This is a genomic window from Burkholderia sp. R-40, from assembly GCF_049942845.1.
GTDB lineage: Bacteria > Pseudomonadota > Gammaproteobacteria > Burkholderiales > Burkholderiaceae > Burkholderia > Burkholderia ambifaria.
The window spans coordinates 93,610-110,595 of the sequence record NZ_CP187969.1; the positions used below are offsets into that span (position 1 = coordinate 93,610).

At 64.9% G+C, this 16,986-nt stretch carries 15 protein-coding genes and 1 pseudogene; 6 read left to right on the forward strand and 10 right to left on the reverse strand.

Features of this window, described 5'->3' with window-relative positions; genetic code table 11:
- Positions 1-248: 248 nt before the first annotated feature.
- Entirely contained in the window at positions 249-1,709 is a 1,461-nt protein-coding gene (locus ACP26O_RS29230) for an efflux transporter outer membrane subunit (protein ID WP_175664795.1), read from the reverse strand.
- Between the two features lie 76 nt (positions 1,710-1,785).
- Between ACP26O_RS29230 and ACP26O_RS29235 the strand changes: the two genes are divergently transcribed.
- The 4 genes and pseudogenes from ACP26O_RS29235 to ACP26O_RS29250 form a co-directional block, all read left to right on the forward strand.
- Positions 1,786-2,403 carry a TetR/AcrR family transcriptional regulator gene (locus ACP26O_RS29235; protein ID WP_006753846.1) on the forward strand — a complete coding sequence of 206 codons (618 nt, stop codon included), beginning with the start codon at positions 1,786-1,788 and terminating at the stop codon, positions 2,401-2,403.
- A gap of 82 nt (positions 2,404-2,485) precedes the next feature.
- On the forward strand, positions 2,486-3,595 hold the full coding sequence (locus ACP26O_RS29240; RefSeq protein ID WP_175664737.1) for an efflux RND transporter periplasmic adaptor subunit: 1,110 nt from the start codon (positions 2,486-2,488) through the stop codon (positions 3,593-3,595).
- A complete protein-coding gene (locus tag ACP26O_RS29245) occupies positions 3,592-6,729 on the forward strand; it encodes an efflux RND transporter permease subunit (protein WP_175664736.1) in 3,138 nt (1,045 codons plus the stop codon). The genes ACP26O_RS29240 and ACP26O_RS29245 overlap by 4 nt, the downstream gene beginning before the upstream one ends.
- A gap of 35 nt (positions 6,730-6,764) precedes the next feature.
- Positions 6,765-6,863 (forward strand): annotated as a pseudogene (locus ACP26O_RS29250) (SDR family NAD(P)-dependent oxidoreductase); the annotation flags it as partial.
- Here the strand turns inward: ACP26O_RS29250 and ACP26O_RS29255 are convergent.
- From ACP26O_RS29255 to ACP26O_RS29290, 8 genes are all read right to left on the reverse strand, one after another.
- Positions 6,863-7,255 carry a RidA family protein gene (locus tag ACP26O_RS29255; protein ID WP_105830637.1) on the reverse strand — a complete coding sequence of 131 codons (393 nt, stop codon included), beginning with the start codon at positions 7,253-7,255 and terminating at the stop codon, positions 6,863-6,865. The pseudogene ACP26O_RS29250 and the gene ACP26O_RS29255 sit on opposite strands and share 1 nt — an antisense overlap.
- 117 nt (positions 7,256-7,372) lie before the next feature.
- Positions 7,373-8,149: a benzoate diol dehydrogenase BenD gene (gene benD, locus ACP26O_RS29260; RefSeq protein ID WP_175664735.1), complete on the reverse strand. Its 777-nt coding sequence runs from the start codon at positions 8,147-8,149 to the stop codon at positions 7,373-7,375.
- Positions 8,146-9,171 (reverse strand): benzoate 1,2-dioxygenase electron transfer component BenC, encoded by a 1,026-nt coding sequence (gene benC / locus ACP26O_RS29265; protein ID WP_175664734.1) that lies wholly within the window; start codon positions 9,169-9,171, stop codon positions 8,146-8,148. The genes benD and benC overlap by 4 nt, the downstream gene beginning before the upstream one ends.
- A gap of 38 nt (positions 9,172-9,209) precedes the next feature.
- Complete coding sequence (gene benB / locus ACP26O_RS29270) at positions 9,210-9,698, reverse strand: benzoate 1,2-dioxygenase small subunit (protein WP_105786849.1); 489 nt, start codon at positions 9,696-9,698, stop codon at positions 9,210-9,212.
- Positions 9,695-11,053, reverse strand: a complete 1,359-nt coding sequence (locus tag ACP26O_RS29275) for a Rieske 2Fe-2S domain-containing protein (RefSeq protein ID WP_175664733.1) — start codon at positions 11,051-11,053, stop codon at positions 9,695-9,697. The genes benB and ACP26O_RS29275 overlap by 4 nt, the downstream gene beginning before the upstream one ends.
- 115 nt (positions 11,054-11,168) lie before the next feature.
- Positions 11,169-12,122, reverse strand: coding sequence for a catechol 1,2-dioxygenase (gene catA, locus ACP26O_RS29280; RefSeq protein ID WP_175664732.1), 954 nt, complete (start codon positions 12,120-12,122; stop codon positions 11,169-11,171).
- Positions 12,123-12,197: 75 nt separating this feature from the next.
- Positions 12,198-12,485 carry a muconolactone Delta-isomerase gene (gene catC, locus ACP26O_RS29285; protein ID WP_175664731.1) on the reverse strand — a complete coding sequence of 96 codons (288 nt, stop codon included), beginning with the start codon at positions 12,483-12,485 and terminating at the stop codon, positions 12,198-12,200.
- A gap of 35 nt (positions 12,486-12,520) precedes the next feature.
- Complete coding sequence (locus tag ACP26O_RS29290; RefSeq protein WP_175664730.1) at positions 12,521-13,657, reverse strand: muconate/chloromuconate family cycloisomerase; 1,137 nt, start codon at positions 13,655-13,657, stop codon at positions 12,521-12,523.
- Positions 13,658-15,052: 1,395 nt separating this feature from the next.
- On the opposite strand from ACP26O_RS29290, the gene ACP26O_RS29295 reads away from it, so the two are divergent.
- Positions 15,053-15,484: a hypothetical protein gene (locus ACP26O_RS29295; RefSeq protein ID WP_426356429.1), complete on the forward strand. Its 432-nt coding sequence runs from the start codon at positions 15,053-15,055 to the stop codon at positions 15,482-15,484.
- Between the two features lie 208 nt (positions 15,485-15,692).
- Complete coding sequence (locus tag ACP26O_RS29300) at positions 15,693-15,980, forward strand: DUF6881 domain-containing protein (protein WP_175664729.1); 288 nt, start codon at positions 15,693-15,695, stop codon at positions 15,978-15,980.
- A 115-nt stretch (positions 15,981-16,095) separates the two neighbouring features.
- Here ACP26O_RS29300 and ACP26O_RS29305 read toward each other — a convergent pair whose 3' ends face one another.
- Positions 16,096-16,647, reverse strand: coding sequence for a GNAT family N-acetyltransferase (locus tag ACP26O_RS29305; protein WP_175664728.1), 552 nt, complete (start codon positions 16,645-16,647; stop codon positions 16,096-16,098).
- Positions 16,648-16,986: the final 339 nt, after the last annotated feature.

Here is a 16,986-nt window from a genome sequence, read left to right on the forward strand (position 1 = left end):
GCGCGCTGGCGGATCGCGCCATTCGGCGCATCGCGCATTCAGGTGTTGCCGGAGCGGCGCATCGCGCATCGCGTTCGTCGCGTTCGTCGCGTTCATCGCGTTCATCGCGTTTATCGCGTGTATTGCGTGTATTGCGTGCAGCCCGCGCGCGCGACGATATCCACGGCGCGGGTCGCGGCCAATCCTTTTCTGGTGATGACGGACATTGGTCGCATTCGCGGCGAACCGGCCGCATTCCGACGAAGTCACTACCGCATCGCCACCGCTTCCGATCCCGGCGCCTGCCACCCACCACCGAGCGCCTTGAACGCAGCGACCGCCGCGCGTGCGGATTCGGTTTGCGCCTGCACGCGCTGGTCGGACGCGCGCAGCAGGTTTTCATCGGCCTGCAGCACTTCGATCAGGCTGACGACACCTTTCTGGTACGCCGCAAACGACGCGGCTCTCGCTCGCCCAAGCGAATCCACGCCGCCGCCAAGAACTGCCGCCTGCTCGTCGCGCTTGACGAGCGCCGAGAACGCGTTTTCGACGTCCTCGGTCGCGTGCAGCACCGCGAGCCGATACGCGGCCAGCATTTCGGCATCCTGCCCTTTGGCCTGCGCGATCTGCGCATTGATCCGGCCGAAGTCGAACAGCCGCCAGCGCAGCCCGAGCACGCCCGCGGCCTGGTTGGCGCCGCCGGTAAACAGGTTGCCCGCGCCCATCGTCGTTGCGCTGCCGATCAGCCCGCTCAGCGAGAACTTCGGGTAATACTCGGCGACGGCCACGCCGATGCGCGCGTTCGCCGCCGCCACGCGCCGCTCGGCCACGATCAAATCGGGCCGCCGCCTGAGCAACTCACCGGGCGTTCCCGTCGCTGCGATGCGCGGCGCGACCGGAACGTCGCCGCCGTCGAGCAATTCCGCCCGATGCGTGCCGGGCTGCGAACCGAGCATCACGTCGAGCGCATTCATCGCCGTGTCCAGCGCCGCTTCGAGCACCGGCACCGTGGCGCGAACCTGCGCGAGCGCGCCTTCGGCCTGCCTGACCTGAAGCTCCGCCGCGAGACCCTTGCCATACAGCAAACTGATGGTGGACAGCAGATCCTGCTCGGTCTGCACCTGGTGCCGCGCGACCTTCAGCCGGCCCTGCAACCCGCGAATCGTGATGTAGATGTCCGCGGTTTGCGCGGCGACGGCAAGGCGCGTCGCCACCGCGCCGGCTTCCGACGCCTGGTAGTCGGCAAGCGCCGCTTCGCGGCCGCGGCGCAACCCGCCGAACACGTCCAGCTCCCAGCTCGCGTTGAAGTCGGCCTCATAGTCGCTGCCGTGACGGTCGAAACCCGGCGCCGAGTTCAGCACGCGCCCCAACGGCGTTTCGACCGACTGGTAGACGCGCGCCGCCTGACCACTCACCTCCCCCGAAGGCAGCAGCGCCGCATTCGCCGCCCCCACCGCCGCGCGCGCCTGCGTGACGCGTGCCGCGGCCTGCGCGAGATCGAGGTTCTGCGCCAGGGCCAGCGTGACGTAGCGCGTCAGTTGCGGATCGCCGAACCCCGTCCACCACGTCGCGAGGTCGGCATCGGCGGCCGCGTGCCGCTGGTCCACGGCGGCCTGGCCCTGGAACCGCTGCGGCATCGCGACCTCGGGGCGCACGTAGTCGGGACCGACGGCGCAACCCGTCAACAGGACGGCAACAAGAACCGCGGCAACGACGGGTTTGGGTAGCATGACGGTTTTCGCAAGAATTCGATAGTGACTATAATACCAAATAGTCACTCGTTGTCCATCCTGTCGGCTGCAGCCCATGAAAAAAACCGCTTCTTCCCCGGCCCCCGCGCGGGGGCCGGCCGACCATGACGTCCGGGACCAGATCGTCGTTGCCGCCACCGAGCACTTCAGCCGGTACGGCTATGAGAAAACGACCGTGTCCGATCTCGCGAAGGCGATCGGCTTCTCGAAGGCCTATATCTACAAGTTCTTCGAATCGAAACAGGCGATCGGCGAAATGATCTGCGCGAACTGCCTGCACGAGATCGAGACCGAGGTGCGCGCGGCCGTCGCCGAGGCCGAACTCCCCACCGAGAAGCTGCGGCGGATGTTCAAGGTCTTTACCGAAGCGAGCCTGCGGCTGTTCTTCCGCGACCGCAAGCTGTACGACATCGCCGCGTCGGCCGCCACCGGGAACTGGCAGTCGGTGCAGGCCTACGAAGCGCGCGTGCAGAAACTGCTGCAGGACGTGCTGCAGGCAGGCCGGCAAAACGGCGAGTTCGAGCGCAAGACACCGCTGGACGAAACCGCGATGGCGATCTACCTGGTGATGCGCCCGTACCTGAATCCGCTGCTGCTGCAATACAACCTCGACACGACCGACGCCGCGCCCGCGCAGTTGTCGAACCTCGTTCTGCGCAGCCTCGCCCCCTGATACGTCACCGTTTGTGACCATTGACTATTTTAGTCACTAGATCCACAATGAAAGCCCCGAACATTTCGTCACTGGGTCTTTCATGGTCAGGCGTCGCCTCGCTCTCCTCGCAGTCGCTTCCGCATTGCCGCTCGCGCTAGCCGCGTGCAGCGGAAAAGCGCCTTCCGATCCGCGCACGGAAGCGCCGCTCGTGCGTACCGCCGTCGTGCAGGCGGCCGTTCCCGCGTCCCGCGCGTTTACCGGCACCGTCGCCGCCCGCGTGCAGAGCGACCTCGGGTTCCGGGTGTCCGGCAAGGTGCAGGAGCGGCTCGTCGACGCCGGTCAAACCGTCCGGCGCGGCCAGCCGCTCATGCGGCTCGACCCCGTCGACCTGAAGCTCGCGGCCCGCGCACGCGACGAGGCCGTGGCCGCCGCGCGGGCCCGCGCGCGGCAGACCGCCGAGGATGAAGCCCGCTACCGCGACCTGCGCGGCACCGGAGCGATATCGGCATCGGCCTATGACCAGATCAAGGCGGCGGCCGATGCCGCCAAGGCGCAACTGAGTGCCGCCGAGGCCGACGCGAACGTGTCGCGCAATGCGACAGGCTATGCGGAACTCGTCGCGGACGGCGACGGCGTCGTGATGGAAACCCTCGCCGAGCCCGGTCAGGTGGTCAGTGCGGGCCAGCCGGTGGTGCGGCTCGCGCACGCCGGCAGCCGCGAGGCCGTGATCCAGCTGCCTGAAACCCTGCGCCCGGCGATCGGGTCGAGCGCGCAGGCCGAGCTGTTCGGCAAGCAGGACGCGAGCGTTCCCGCGACGCTGCGCCAGCTCTCCGATACCGCGGATGCCAGAACGCGCACGTTCGAAGCGCGCTATGTGCTGCAAGGTGCATTGGCCGGCGCACCGCTTGGTGCGACCGTGACGATCCGGATCGCGGACGGCGCACCGCAAACCGGCCTGCAGGTGCCGATCGGCGCGCTGCTGGACGCCGGCAAGGGGCCCGGCGTGTGGGTCGTCGCCGGCGATCCGGCCAGAGTGGCGTGGCGGCCGGTCAAGCTCGAGCATCTGGACGACGACAACGCCCGCGTGTCCGGCGCGCTGAAGCAAGGCGAGCGCGTCGTCGCACTCGGCGCCCACTTGCTGCGCGAAGGCGAGACGGTCCGCGTGTCGCCGCAGGCCATCGCGGTCGCAAGCGAAGGAGCACGACCGTGAGCGAGCGCCGCTTCAACCTGTCGGCGCTCGCCGTGCGCGAGCGCGCGGTCACGCTGTTCCTGATCTGCCTGATTTCGCTCGCCGGGCTCGTGTCGTTCTTCAAGCTGGGCCGCGCGGAAGACCCGGCCTTCACGGTCAAGGTGATGACCATCGTCACCGCATGGCCCGGCGCGACGGCGCAGGAAATGCACGATCAGGTCGCCGAAAAAATCGAAAAGCGCATGCAGGAGCTGCGCTGGTACGACCGCACCGAAACCTACACGCGCCCCGGCCTGGCCTTCACGACCCTGACGTTGCTCGACAGCACGCCGCCGTCCGAGGTGCAGGAGCAGTTCTATCAGGCGCGCAAGAAGATCGGCGACGTGGCGAACGATCTTCCGTCGGGCGTGATCGGCCCGATGGTCAACGACGAATATGCGGACGTCACGTTCGCCCTCTTCGCGCTGAAGGCCAAGGGCGAGCCGCAGCGCCTGCTGGTGCGCGACGCGGAGACACTGCGCCAGCGGCTGCTGCACGTGCCGGGTGTGAAGAAGGTCGACATCATCGGCGAACAGGCGGAGCGCATCTATATCCAGCTGTCGCACGACCGGCTCGCGACGCTCGGCGTGAGCCCGCAGGACGTGTTCGCCGCGCTCAACGGCCAGAACGCGCTGACGCCGGCCGGCTCCGTCGAGACGCGCGGCCCGGAGATCTTCATTCGCGTGGACGGCGCGTTCGACAAGCTGCAGAAGATTCGCGACACGCCGATCGTCGCGCAAGGTCGCACGCTGAAACTGTCGGACATCGCCACCGTCGAGCGCGGTTACGAAGACCCGTCGACGTTCCTGATCCGCAACAACGGCGAACCCGCGCTGCTGCTGGGCATCGTGATGCGCGACGGCTGGAACGGGCTCGACCTCGGCAAGGCCCTCGACCACGAGGTCGGCGCGATCAATACCGGGCTGCCGCTCGGCATGAGCCTGACCAAGGTGACCGACCAGTCCGTGAACATCAGCTCCGCCGTCGACGAGTTCATGGTCAAGTTCTTCGCCGCGCTGCTCGTGGTGATGCTGGTGAGCTTCGTCAGCATGGGCTGGCGCGTGGGGCTCGTCGTCGCCGCGGCCGTGCCGCTGACGCTCGCCGTGGTGTTCGTCGTGATGGCCGCGACCGGCAAGAACTTCGACCGCATCACGCTCGGCTCGCTGATCCTCGCGCTCGGCCTGCTGGTCGACGACGCGATCATCGCGATCGAGATGATGGTCGTGAAGATGGAGGAAGGCTACGACCGCGTGGCCGCGTCGGCCTACGCGTGGAGCCATACGGCCGCGCCGATGCTGGCCGGTACGCTGGTGACCGCGGTCGGCTTCATGCCGAACGGCTTCGCGCGCTCCTCCGCGGGCGAATACACCAGCAACATGTTCTGGATCGTCGGGATCGCGCTGATCGCATCGTGGGTCATCGCGGTGGCCTTCACGCCGTACCTCGGCGTGAAGATGCTGCCGGACTTCAAGAAGTTCGAGGGCGGTCACGATGCGATCTACGACACGCCCCGCTACAACCGCTTCCGCCAACTGCTGACGCGCGTGATCGCCCGCAAATGGCTGGTCGCCGGTTCGGTCGTCGGCCTGTTCGTGCTCGCGATTGTCGGCATGGCGATCGTCAAGAAGCAGTTTTTCCCCATCTCCGATCGCCCCGAGGTGCTGATCGAGGTGCAGATGCCGTACGGCACGTCGATTTCGCAAACCAGCGCCACCACGTCGAAGGTCGAGGCATGGCTCGCCAGACAGAAGGAAGCGCGGATCGTCACCGCGTACGTCGGCCAGGGTGCGCCGCGTTTCTATCTGGCGATGGGGCCGGAACTGCCCGATCCGTCGTTCGCGAAGATCGTGGTGCGCTCCGACAGTCAGGAGGAACGTGAGGCATTGAAGGCGCGACTACGAAAAGTCATCGCCGACGGCCTCGCGCCCGAAGCGCGCGTGCGCGTCACGCAACTCGTGTTCGGTCCGTATTCGCCGTTCCCGGTGGCCTACCGGATCACGGGCCCCGATCCGGACACGCTGCGCGGCATCGCGACCGACGTTCAGCGCGTGATGACCGGCAGCCCGATGATGCGCACGGTCAATGCCGACTGGGGCACGCGCGCGCCCACGATGCATTTCACGTTGCAGCAGGATCGCCTGCAGGCGGTCGGATTGACGTCGGGCGCGGTCGCGCAGCAGCTGCAGTTCCTGCTCACGGGGGTGCCCGTCACGGCGGTGCGCGAGGATATTCGAACCGTGCAGGTAATCGCGCGTTCGGGCGGCGATACGCGGCTCGACCCGGCGCGGCTCGACGACTTCACGCTCGTCGGCGCGAACGGCCAGCACATTCCGCTGTCGCAGGTCGGCAAGGTCGACGTGCGAATGGAGGAGCCGATCATGCGCTGGCGCGATCGCGTGCCGACCGTCACCGTGCGCGGCGACATCGCCGATGGCTTGCAGCCGCCCGACGTATCTGCCGCGATCACGAAGGCGCTGCAACCGATCGCCGACAAGCTGCCGAGCGGTTACCGGATCGAGCAGGCCGGCTCCATCGAGGAATCGGGCAAGGCGACCGCGGCGATGCTGCCGCTGTTCCCGATCATGCTCGCGATCACGCTCGTCATCATCATCTTCCAGGTGCGCTCGATCTCCGCGATGGTGATGGTGTTCCTGACGAGCCCGCTCGGGTTGATCGGCGTGGTACCGACGCTGATCCTGTTCGGGCAGCCGTTCGGCATCAACGCGCTGGTCGGGCTCATTGCGCTGTCGGGGATCCTGATGCGCAACACGCTGATCCTGATCGGGCAGATCCACCAGAACGAACTCTCGGGGCTGGACCCGTTCCATGCGGTCGTCGAAGCGACCGTGCAGCGGGCCCGCCCGGTCATCCTGACCGCGATGGCCGCCGTGCTCGCGTTCATTCCGCTCACGCATTCGGTGTTCTGGGGAACGCTTGCATACACGCTGATCGGCGGCACGTTCGCCGGCACGGTCCTCACGCTGGTGTTCTTGCCCGCGATGTATGCGATCTGGTATCGAATCCGGCCCGGTCATGCCGCCGGTTCGCGCCGCGGCGAACACGAGGCGTCGCTTCCCGAACCTACGCTTGCACCCGCGCTCGACGCGCGCGATTGATACCCAGCCCGTTCATCGTATCGAAGGAAGCAGCCATGTCGAACCCCACCGTTGTCGTCGTGACCGGCGTGTCGTCGGGCATCGGGCGCGCCGCCGCCGAGAAGTTCGCGAAGCGCGGGTGCCGCGTGTTCGGTTACAGCACCGCCACCGCCTTGATCTCGACGATATAGCCCGGCGAACCGCCCAGCATGTGCGCACCGACCGCCGTCCACGCCGGCCGCGGATGCGCATGGAAATAGCGGTCGCGCACCTGCATGAACAGCGGCAGGTCGCGCATGTCGGTATGGAAGGTCGTCAGGTCGACCACGTCGTCGAGCGAAGCGCCGCCGGCCTCCAGTACGCGCTTCAGGTTCTCGAACGCCTGCACGATCTGCGCTTCGCGGTCTTCCACCAGTTGCATCGCGGCGTCACGGCCGATCTGGCCGGACACGTAGACGGTATCGCCGACCTTGATCGCCGGTGCATAGCCGATTTTTTCGTACACGGCCTCCATTCCGGCCGGAATGATCGCTTCGCGTTCGCGCATGAGTGTCTCCGTGGCCGGGCTCGCGGCGCCGGCCGATTAGGTGAGTGTCGGATAGCGTGCACGCACGGCTGCGGAGCGTGCACGCGTGAAGCATCGGTTAGGTATGCGATGTACCGCTCAACCCGTATCGCCACCCGCGACCGGTAGCACCGTGCCGGTGATGTAGCTCGCTTCGTCGGACGCGAGGAACAGGATCGGCGCGATCTGTTCGTCGAGGCTGCCGTAGCGCTTGAAGAACGTCGAGTCGGTCACCTGCCGCACCGCTTCGGCCATCCACGCCTGTTCCTGCTCGCTGTCGCCGGCCGCATTGCGCGGCACGCGGCGCGGCGGCGCCGCGGTGCCGCCGGGCGCGGTCGCGACCACGCGGATGTTGTGCTCCGCGTATTCCATCGCGAGCGCCGCCGTCAGCGCATTGACGCCGCCCTTCGCGGCCGAGTACGGCACGCGACGAATCCCGCGCGTCGCGTTCGACGACACGTTGACGATCGTGCCGCCGCCCCCGGCCAGCAGATGCGGCAGCACCGCGTGGCAACTGTAGAGCGTCGGCATCAGCGAGCGGCGGATTTCCGCGTCGATCTGCGCGGGCTCGAACTCGGCGAACGGCCGCATCCGGATCGCGCCGCCGACCCCGTTGATCAGCACGTCGATCCGGCCGAACGTCGCGACCGCGCACGCCATCGCCGCGTGCGCGCCATCGTAGGTTTCGAGATCGGCGACGAAACCGGCCGTGTCGCCGCCCGGCGCTTCGGCGGCCACCTCGGGCACGAAGTCCGCACGATCGACGAACAGCACGCGGCCGCCCTCGGCCGCCGCGCGCAGCGCGACGCCGCGACCGATGCCCTGCGCCGCGCCGGTGACAACGACGACCTTTCCGGAGAATCGTTGCATGGTCATGCCGCCTTTGCCGTCGTCACGTTCGGCGTGAACTTCTCGTAGTGGAAGCTGTTGGGCTTCACGCCCTGGTCGTCGAAGTACTGGCGCACCGCATCGACCATCGGCGGCGGGCCGCACAGGTAGACGTCCACGTCGCCGTCGTTCAGCGCATCGGCCGGAATGTGCTGCGTGACCCAGCCCTTGCGCGCATGGTTCGACGCCGCATCGGCGACGACCGTCGCGAAGCTGAAGTTCGGCAGCTTCGCCGCATACGCTTCGATCGCATCGACCAGCACCAGGTCGAGATCGCGCGTCACGCCGTAGATCAGGTGCACCTTCTGCTGCGAGCCGCCGCGCGCGAGCACCTCCAGCATCGACAGGAACGGCGCGAGGCCCGTGCCGCCCGCGAGGAACAGCAGCGGCCGCGCGACGTCGCGCAGGTAGAAGCTGCCGAGCGGCCCGTTCAGCTCGAGCGTGTCGCCGGGCGCCGCCGATTCGAGCCACGTGCTCATCACGCCGCCGGGAATCTTCTTGATCAGGAATCCGACCTTCGTGTCTCCCGGCGCGGACGAGAACGAGTACGACCGGTGCTGGCCGCTGCCCGGCACGCCGATGTTCACGTACTGCCCAGGCAGGAACGCCGGAGCGGCCGCGTCGACGTCGAGTTCGAGCACGATCGCCGCGTCGTTGTGCGGCTCGACCCGCGTCACCGTCGCGGCAAACGCGCTGTGGCCGGTCTTGCACGCGACCGATGAAGTCGGCACCGCGATCACGCAATCGCTTTGCGGCACCATCTGGCACGTCAGCACGAGGCCGCCGTCCTTCTCGTCCTCGGTGAGCGCGTCGTCGATGTAGTCTTCGCCGAGGTCGTAGCTGCCGCTTTCCGCGCGGCACTTGCAGGTGCCGCACACGCCGTCGGAGCAGTCCATCGGCAGGTTGATCTTCGCGCGAAACGCGGCGTCGAGCACCTTCTCGCCGGCCTTGCAGTCGATGAAGCGGGTGACCCCGTCCTCGAAGTTCAGTGCAATCTTGTAGGTGGACATGACCTCGTCTCCCTCGGTTACTGTCGAAACAATCGGCGTCAGACGTGATACACGTCGAGCACCTGCCGGATATAGTCGTTCTTCAGCACGATCTTCTTGTTCGAGATCAGCAGCGCGTCGTTCACCTTGCGCAGCGTGACGAACATCGTGCCGAAGTAGTGATCGGTCACGCGGTAGCGATGGTTGAGCGTGTCGAAGTTGTAGCGCACGTCCACCTCGCCGTCGCGCTCGGCCAGCACCTCGACGTTCGTCACGTTGTGGCTGGTGCGCGGCTCGGGTGTCGACGCGCCGCTGCGCTCGGTCTTGATCCGGAACACGCGATCCTCGAGGCCGCCGCGATCCGCGTAGTACATCAGCGAGATCTCGCTTTGCGGATCGTCGGTCGGCCGGTCGTCGTCGTCCCACGCGGGCATCCAGTACGTGACGTCCTCCGTGTAGCAGGTCAGCCACTCGTCCCACTCGCGATCGTCGAGCAGGCGCGCTTCGCGATACAGCGCCGCGCAAATGGTCCGGTAATCGATGTTCATGCCGCCACCTCCGCGCGTTCCTTCTTCAGTGCATCGCGCATCACGTGCACCCAGTGTTCGTGCTGGCACACGAACAGCCCCTCGTCCTCGCTGCGCTCGCCCGAAATGCGCGGGTTCAGCCCCATCTTCTTCGCGTTCTCGTCCGGCCCGTGGATCCACAGTGGCGCGCCGCGCGACAGGTCGTTCCACATCGCCGTGATGCCCGCGTAGCCGGCCTGGCAGGCGCGGAATTCCTCGAGATCGTCGGCCGTGCCCATCCCGGTCACGTTGAAGAAATCCTCGTACTGGCGGATCCGCGTCGTGCGGTCGGCTTCGCTCTCGCCCTTCGGCGCGAAGCAGAAGATGCTGACTTCGGTCTTGTCGACGCCGAGCGGACGCACCACGCGGATCTGCGTGCTGAACTGGTCCATCAGGAACACGTTCGGGTATACGCACAGGTTGCGCGTCTGGTTCACGATGAAGTCGGCCTGCGCCGCGCCCACGCGCGCCTCGATCTCGTCGCGGTGCTGGTACACCGGCCGCACTTCCGGGTTCATCGTCTTGGTCCACAGCAGGATGTGGCCGTTGTCGAAGCCGTACACGCCCGCGACCGACTTGCTCCAGCTGTTCGCATCGACGGCCTTGGTGCCGTCTTCCTTGCGGCGGCCCATCGTCGCCGCGTAGTTCCAGTGCACGGTGCTCACGTGATAGCCGTCGCAGCCGTTCTCCATCTGCATCTTCCAGTTGCCTTCGTAGATGTAGGAGGAGTTGCCGCGCAGCACCTCGAGCCCGTTCGGCGCCTGGTCGACGATCTGGTCGATGATCACGCGCGCCTCGCCGAGGTAGTCCTCGAGCGGCAGCACGTCGTCGCTGAGGCTGCCGAACAGGAAGCCGCGATAGCTCTGGAAGCGCGCGACCTTCTTCAGGTCGTGCGAGCCGTGCGTGTTGAACTGCACCGGATACTCGGTCGTCTTCTCGTCCTTCACCTTCAGCAGCTTGCCGGTGTTCGAGAAGGTCCAGCCGTGGAACGGGCACGTGAAGCTGCCCTTGTTGCCGTGCTTGCGGCGGCACAGCATCGCGCCCTTGTGCGCGCAGGCATTAATCACCGCGTGCAGCTCGCCGGCCTTGTCGCGCGTGATGACGACCGGCTGGCGACCGATCCACGTCGTGTAGTAATCGTTGTTGTTCGGGATCTGGCTCTCGTGCGCGAGGTACACCCAGTTGCGCTCGAAGATGTGCTTCATCTCGAGCGCGTACAGCGCCTCGTTCGTGAAGATGTCGCGGCGGCAGCGGAACACGCCGGCTTCCTTGTCGTCCTGCACGGCGGTGGCGAGCAGGTGGTCCAGTTCGGTGGTGGGGTCGATCGTGGCGGACATGTTGGTTCCTCCTGTGCGCGTGCCGGGTCCTGCAAGCACGCTCGCATCGGTATCGATTGAATCTCGCGGGAGCCCGGCGGCGGCGGCGCAAGCGCGCCGCCGCGCCGTCGGGCGGTTACGCCGTGGCGGAAGCGCGCAGGCGTTCGACGATCTGGTTGTCCTTGCCCTCGACGCGCGGCGTCAGGACGAAGTTGAACTCGATGTCCTGGTACGCGTCGGCCTTCAGCCCGAGCGCGGCGCCGCCGGTCTTCGCGGTGACGGGCGGAATCAGTTCCTCGCGCGTCGCATACGCGAAGTCATCCCAGATCAGCGGGTCGCCGTCGATGTTGAACTGCGTCGTCAGCTTGCGGTGGCCGTCGCTGGTCACGAAGAAGTGCACGTGCGCCGGGCGGTTGCCGTGACGGCCGAGGCGATCCAGCAGCTGCTGCGTCGCGCCCTGCGGCGGGCAGCCGTAGCCGACCGGCATCAGCGTGCGGAATTCGTACTTGCCGTCCGCGCCCGTCTTCACCGCGCCGCGCAGGTTGAAATCGCTCTGCTTGCCGGTCGGGTCGAAGTGCGAATAGAAGCCGTGCGAGTTCGCGTGCCAGCACTCGACCAGCGCGCCGGCCACCGGCTTGCCGTCGAGCCCCGTGACCGTGCCGTGGATCACGAGCGGGCCCGCGCCTTCGTCCGCATCGAGGTCGATCTTCGCTACACCTTCGCGCACCGGCGCGCCGGCGACGTACAGCGGGCCTTCGATCGTGCGCGGCGTGCCGCCGTCCAGGCCGATCGCCTCGTCCTCGGCGTCCATCCGGATGTCGAGATACTTCTCGAGGCCGAGACCGGCCGCGAGCAGCGCCGCTTCGCCGTCCTGGCCGAGCTTGTTCAGGTAGTTCACGCCGGCCCACACTTCGTCGGGCGTGATGTCGAGATCGTCGATCGCCTTGAACAGGTCGCCGAGCAGCCGCTGGACGATCTGCTGCGTGCGCGCGTCGCCGGCCTGCGTGCCGTTCGCGCCGTTCGTGCCCGCGTTCGACGCGGCCTTCAGCAGATCCTGCACTTCCTTCGTATCGAAAACTTTGACGCTCATGATGGTGTCTCCACGTGTATTTAGGGGAATCGTGACCCGGGGTGCTCGCTGTCGGAGAACGAGCGGCTCCGTGGCTCAAACGTCGTCGTGTATCGACGACGGGTGGCGACACAACGGCGTCACCGAAATCTTCATGTACGGGAACAGCGGCAGGCCGGTCAGGATGTCGTGCAGCTCGGCGTTGCCCGACACGTCGAACACGCTGTAGTTCGCGTACTCGCCGGCGATGCGCCAGATGTGGCGCCACTTGCCGCTGCGCTGCAGCGCCTGCGAGTACGCCTTCTCGCGGGCCTTGATCTCGTCGGCGACCGCTGCCGGCAGATCGACCGGCAGGTTGACGTCCATGCGTACGTGGAAAAGCATCGTGATGTCCTGATACGTAAGCGGGTTAGCGCGGGTTAGCGGGAGACTTTTGTCAGCCCGTCGCGAGTGAAGCGCGCGACCTTCGCTTCGTCGAGTTCGATGCCGAGGCCCGGGCCGCTCGGCACGGTCAATTCGAAATCGCTGTAGTCGAGCGGGGTCGTGAGAATTTCTTCGGTGATCAGTAGTGGTCCGAACAGTTCGGTGCCCCACTGCAGGTTCGCGAAGCTCGCGAACAGATGCGCGGACGCGACCGTGCTGAACGCGCCTTCGAGCATCGTGCCGCCGTACAGCTCGATGCCGGCCGCGTCCGCGATCGCCGCGACGCGCTGCGCGGCAAAGAGGCCGCCGCTCTGCTCGATCTTGATCGCGAACACGTCCGCGCCGTGCTGCTTCGCGATCTCGAACGCGCTGTCCGGGCCCTGCAGGATTTCATCGGCCATCAGCGCGACCGGGAAGCGGCGCATCAGCCGCGCGAGCGCCGCGGCCGACGCCACCGGCTGCTCGACCAGTTCGCAGCCGGCATCGGCCAGCGCCGGAATCGCGCGCGCCGCCTGCGTTTCGCTCCAGGCCATGTTCACGTCGACGCGCACCGACGCGCGCTCGCCGAGCGCCCGCTTGATTTCGGCCACGTGCCGGATGTCGTCGGCGAGCGCCTTCGCGCCGATCTTCAGCTTGAACACGTTGTGGCGGCGCAGGTCGAGCATCCGCTCGGCCTCGGCGATATCGGTCGCCGTGTGGCCCGATGCGAGCGTCCAGGCGACCGGCAGGCGATCGCGCCGGCGACCGCCGAGCAGCTCGCTGACCGGTACGCCGAGGCGCTTGCCGTGCGCGTCGAGCAGCGCGGTTTCGAGCGCGCTCTTCGCGAAGTGATTGACCTTGGCGAGCTTGCCGAGGAACGCCATCAGCGTCTGGATGCGCGTCGCATCCCGGCCGATGATCGCCGGCGCGAGGTACGCGTCGATCGCAAGCTTCATCGCTTCGGGGCTTTCCGGGCCGTAGGCCATCCCGGCAATCGTCGTGCCTTCGCCGAGGCCCGTCACGCCGTCGCTGCAGAGCACCTTCACCAGCATCAGCGTCTGGCCGTGCATGGTGGCGACCGACAGCTTGTGCGGACGGATCGTCGGCAGGTCGACGAGGCGGGTTTCAATGCGTTCGATGGTGATCGGGGACATGGGGTGCGCTGCGTGTGGGGAGTTCATGGAACGGATTTATACGCGGCGGCGAAATGGAGCGTCCAATACTTTTGGGCGTGGTTTTTGATACCTGCTGGGTATTGAAATTGGGTTTTAGACGCAAAATATTGCGCTGCGCCATACCTTTTTTGCTGGGTATGTGGGCTGGAAGGCTTGCTGGAGCGCGGTCGGGCGTGGGCGGGGTGTTGCTTGGGCGGAGGTAGGATGCGGCTACCTCCGGCAGGGGGAAATCCGGCTGAAACGGATGGCCTGGCTGAGTCGATCAGGGTTTTCCTGAGGGCAAAACGGTGGGGTTGGCCGGCGGGCTTCGGCTTCGGCGTGGGTTTCTGCGAACGACCGGGTGGAGATCAGTATGTGGGTATCGATGCTCGTCGCCGATGCTCCTTGTCTATCAGAAGCTGATGGTAGCTAGCGGCAGGTTTCGGACATTCGGTAGCGTGCGCTCATGCGGACTCTCAAACGACTGCTCCGTACTTGCTAACAAACCTTCCAGCGGTGAGCGGAACAAGCTCACCGATCCGGAAACGGATGCGCATACGGCGATGACTGGTTAGAGCGCGCGCAAACCTCAGTGAGTTGCATCGAAAGCCTGTCCTCGTCCTTCGCTCGCACAACATCAAATCCCTGCGTTGGTACCCTGCACGCCCATTTTTTTGGTGTGACGTTGAAGAAGGAATTGGAAGCGGCCGTAAACGCTGTTATGAGAAAAAAACTAATCGCCCCGGGACTTGTCTTCGCGGTGACGGGCTGCGCAAGTTGGTGTGACGACAGCGCAAACAAGGAAAAATGTCTGAACCGAGTGCATGTGGCTCAAGCTGTCGGCGTGGTAGCGCTTGTCGTCACGGCGGCGGTAGCGGCAGCGAAGGCGGGAGGCGGCGGGACTGGCAGCAATTACCCGGGAAACTGTCAATACGACTGGCAAACTGCCGCAGATGGGTCCCGTTGCGGCGCGCGCTCTGCAGAGTCAGGCCCAGGCGGCTACTAAAGTAAAAAGGTATGCACGCACACATCGACAAATTAGCGCGAATGACCGCTGCGGACAAATGTTCGAATTTTTGCAGCCTCCACAGTTGTCTCAATGCCCCTGCATCTAGAAAGCGGCCGTCGTGCCAATTCATGCACGAGAGACCGCTGCGGGCCGGAAGGCGTCTCTTGCGGCCGTCTGCAGGCGGCCAGGAACGGACTGTCGACATCGATGTCCGGTTCATTGACAATCGTTACGTAAGTCGTCGGCGCACACGCCGAATTCCGATTTAGCAGAATCCCGGCCAAAGCCATGATCGGAGTGAGTCGAAGAAGATAAAGACGAGGCTGACGAAAAGCCGTACTTTGAAATTGCCCCAGTGATGGAGTTTCCAGCGGGAGATAGCCTCCATGGTCGCGGAAGAAGTTATATCTAGGTTTGAAAATGGTGCGCCAAGTGGATGCGTAAATCTTTTGTTTTTTGACCGTACTGACGGAGAGACTGAAGGCAGCTATTACATACATGGGCAAAAGAAGGACTTCGAAAATGATACGGAGTTCTTGGTAAAGTCATTGCGCGACCTCGCAGTGGATATTGAATGGGGAGAGGCCCCCCTGATCGATCTTGAAATCCATCCGTGCGAGCGCGCGTTGCGGATGCCGCGATATGTAAAACCCGGCGAATTCCTGTGTTTTCCATCTCTTGAAATATTGGGCTTTATTCCGCCGGTAAAAATAGAGATGACGTATTTCGTCGAACCAAAATTTATCGGTGTTGAAGAATGCTTTTTATGTGAGACGGATGACGAATATGTACTTTTATATTGGTACACGACAGGCTAACTCAGCGCTCGACACCGACGCTGTGCGTCTGCTTCGGAGCAAGACGACAGGCCCCCTCGCCGGGTTGAGCCAGTCGCAGTCCGCCGTGGCTGCGGCCGGCCGAGTCCGGCGGCGGATTCAACCGGTCACTGGCACTCGATACCGGAATCGTCGACAATCCAACGAGGCAGCGCTAATAGAAGTTCCTTCGACGCGCGGGGGAAAGCCAATGGAAGATGGGTTGATCGCAATCGACGTCATGTGGAAGCACGATTCTGACACGGAGCCTGTCCGTCTCGTGTCCGTCCTCAACCAGAATCGTTATGAGATTTGTAAACTTGAATTCTTTCGCGACGGGCGAGTTGGATTTTCAGACGAAAAGAGATCGGCATTGGGGACGCAACTCGGATTGCTGCCGGTGCCCGCATTGTCCGAGATAAACGCCGACCCGCAGTTCGTAGCACGGGAAACAACGATGGAGGCATTCGAAACGTTGTGGTCTCGCCATGTGACGTGACTGATGACCCCGGCCGAGTTCGGCCAACAGGAGACGTTCCGCGCAATGGCATGAATCGTTGACAAACTGCTGACCGTCGGCACAGCATCAAGTCTTGGCGGCAGCCAGTGGCCATCTAGGACCGGCGATTGCTCTTAAGCAGCCCGTACAGCGCGCTATCCGACACCTCATCGCCAACCACCCACCGATCACGCAACAATCCTTCCCGGACAAATCCGAGCCGTTCGAGAAGGCGCGCCGAGGCTACATTGCGCGGGTCGATATCCGCCTCAATTCGGCGTAAGTTCAGCGTGCCGAATGCGTGCTCGATCAGTGCGGAGGTGGCCTCTGTCATATAGCCGCCTCCCCAATGATTACGTTGCAGACTAAAGCCTATCTCCGCACGTCGGCATTGCTCGTCCGCATGAAAGAGAGCGCAGTCCCCGAGCACTTCGCCGGTTGTCCGCAATTCGAGTGCCCAAATGAACTCCTGACCGTTAGCGGAGGTCCTCAACTTACGCGCGACGCGATCCATCGCCTGATCTAAGCAAGTCATCGTCGGAAACGGCAAATAGCGCATCGCGTCCGCGTCCGACCAGATGGCGAAAAGCGCTTGCACGTCTTCATCGCGAAGCGGCCGCAGAATGAGGCGAGAGGTAGTCAGCGTGATGGGTCCGAACAACGGCATGACGGCTGGCAGGCGAGAATATAGAGGCCCCATTAAAACATGTGAGCCGCGCACCAACAACCGCATGCGTCGAACCGCATGGCGGCGCAGTGTGAGTAAGTCCGCTTTCGGGATTTGAATCCGTCCCTTCAGGGTCGATCGGCGCCGGTCGCGCGTTGCAGGGCGGCGGCCGGCCGCGTTCGGCCAGGAAGCAACGTTCGACGGACGAGTCAAACTCGACGAAAATCCACGACCGAGCAGATGCTCCGTTCATGACATCATGTCAGGCCATTATGGTCAAAAACTGGCTACGCGAAAGCGCAAGAGTTCAGTGGAAGAACTCAAACCCGCGACCATCAC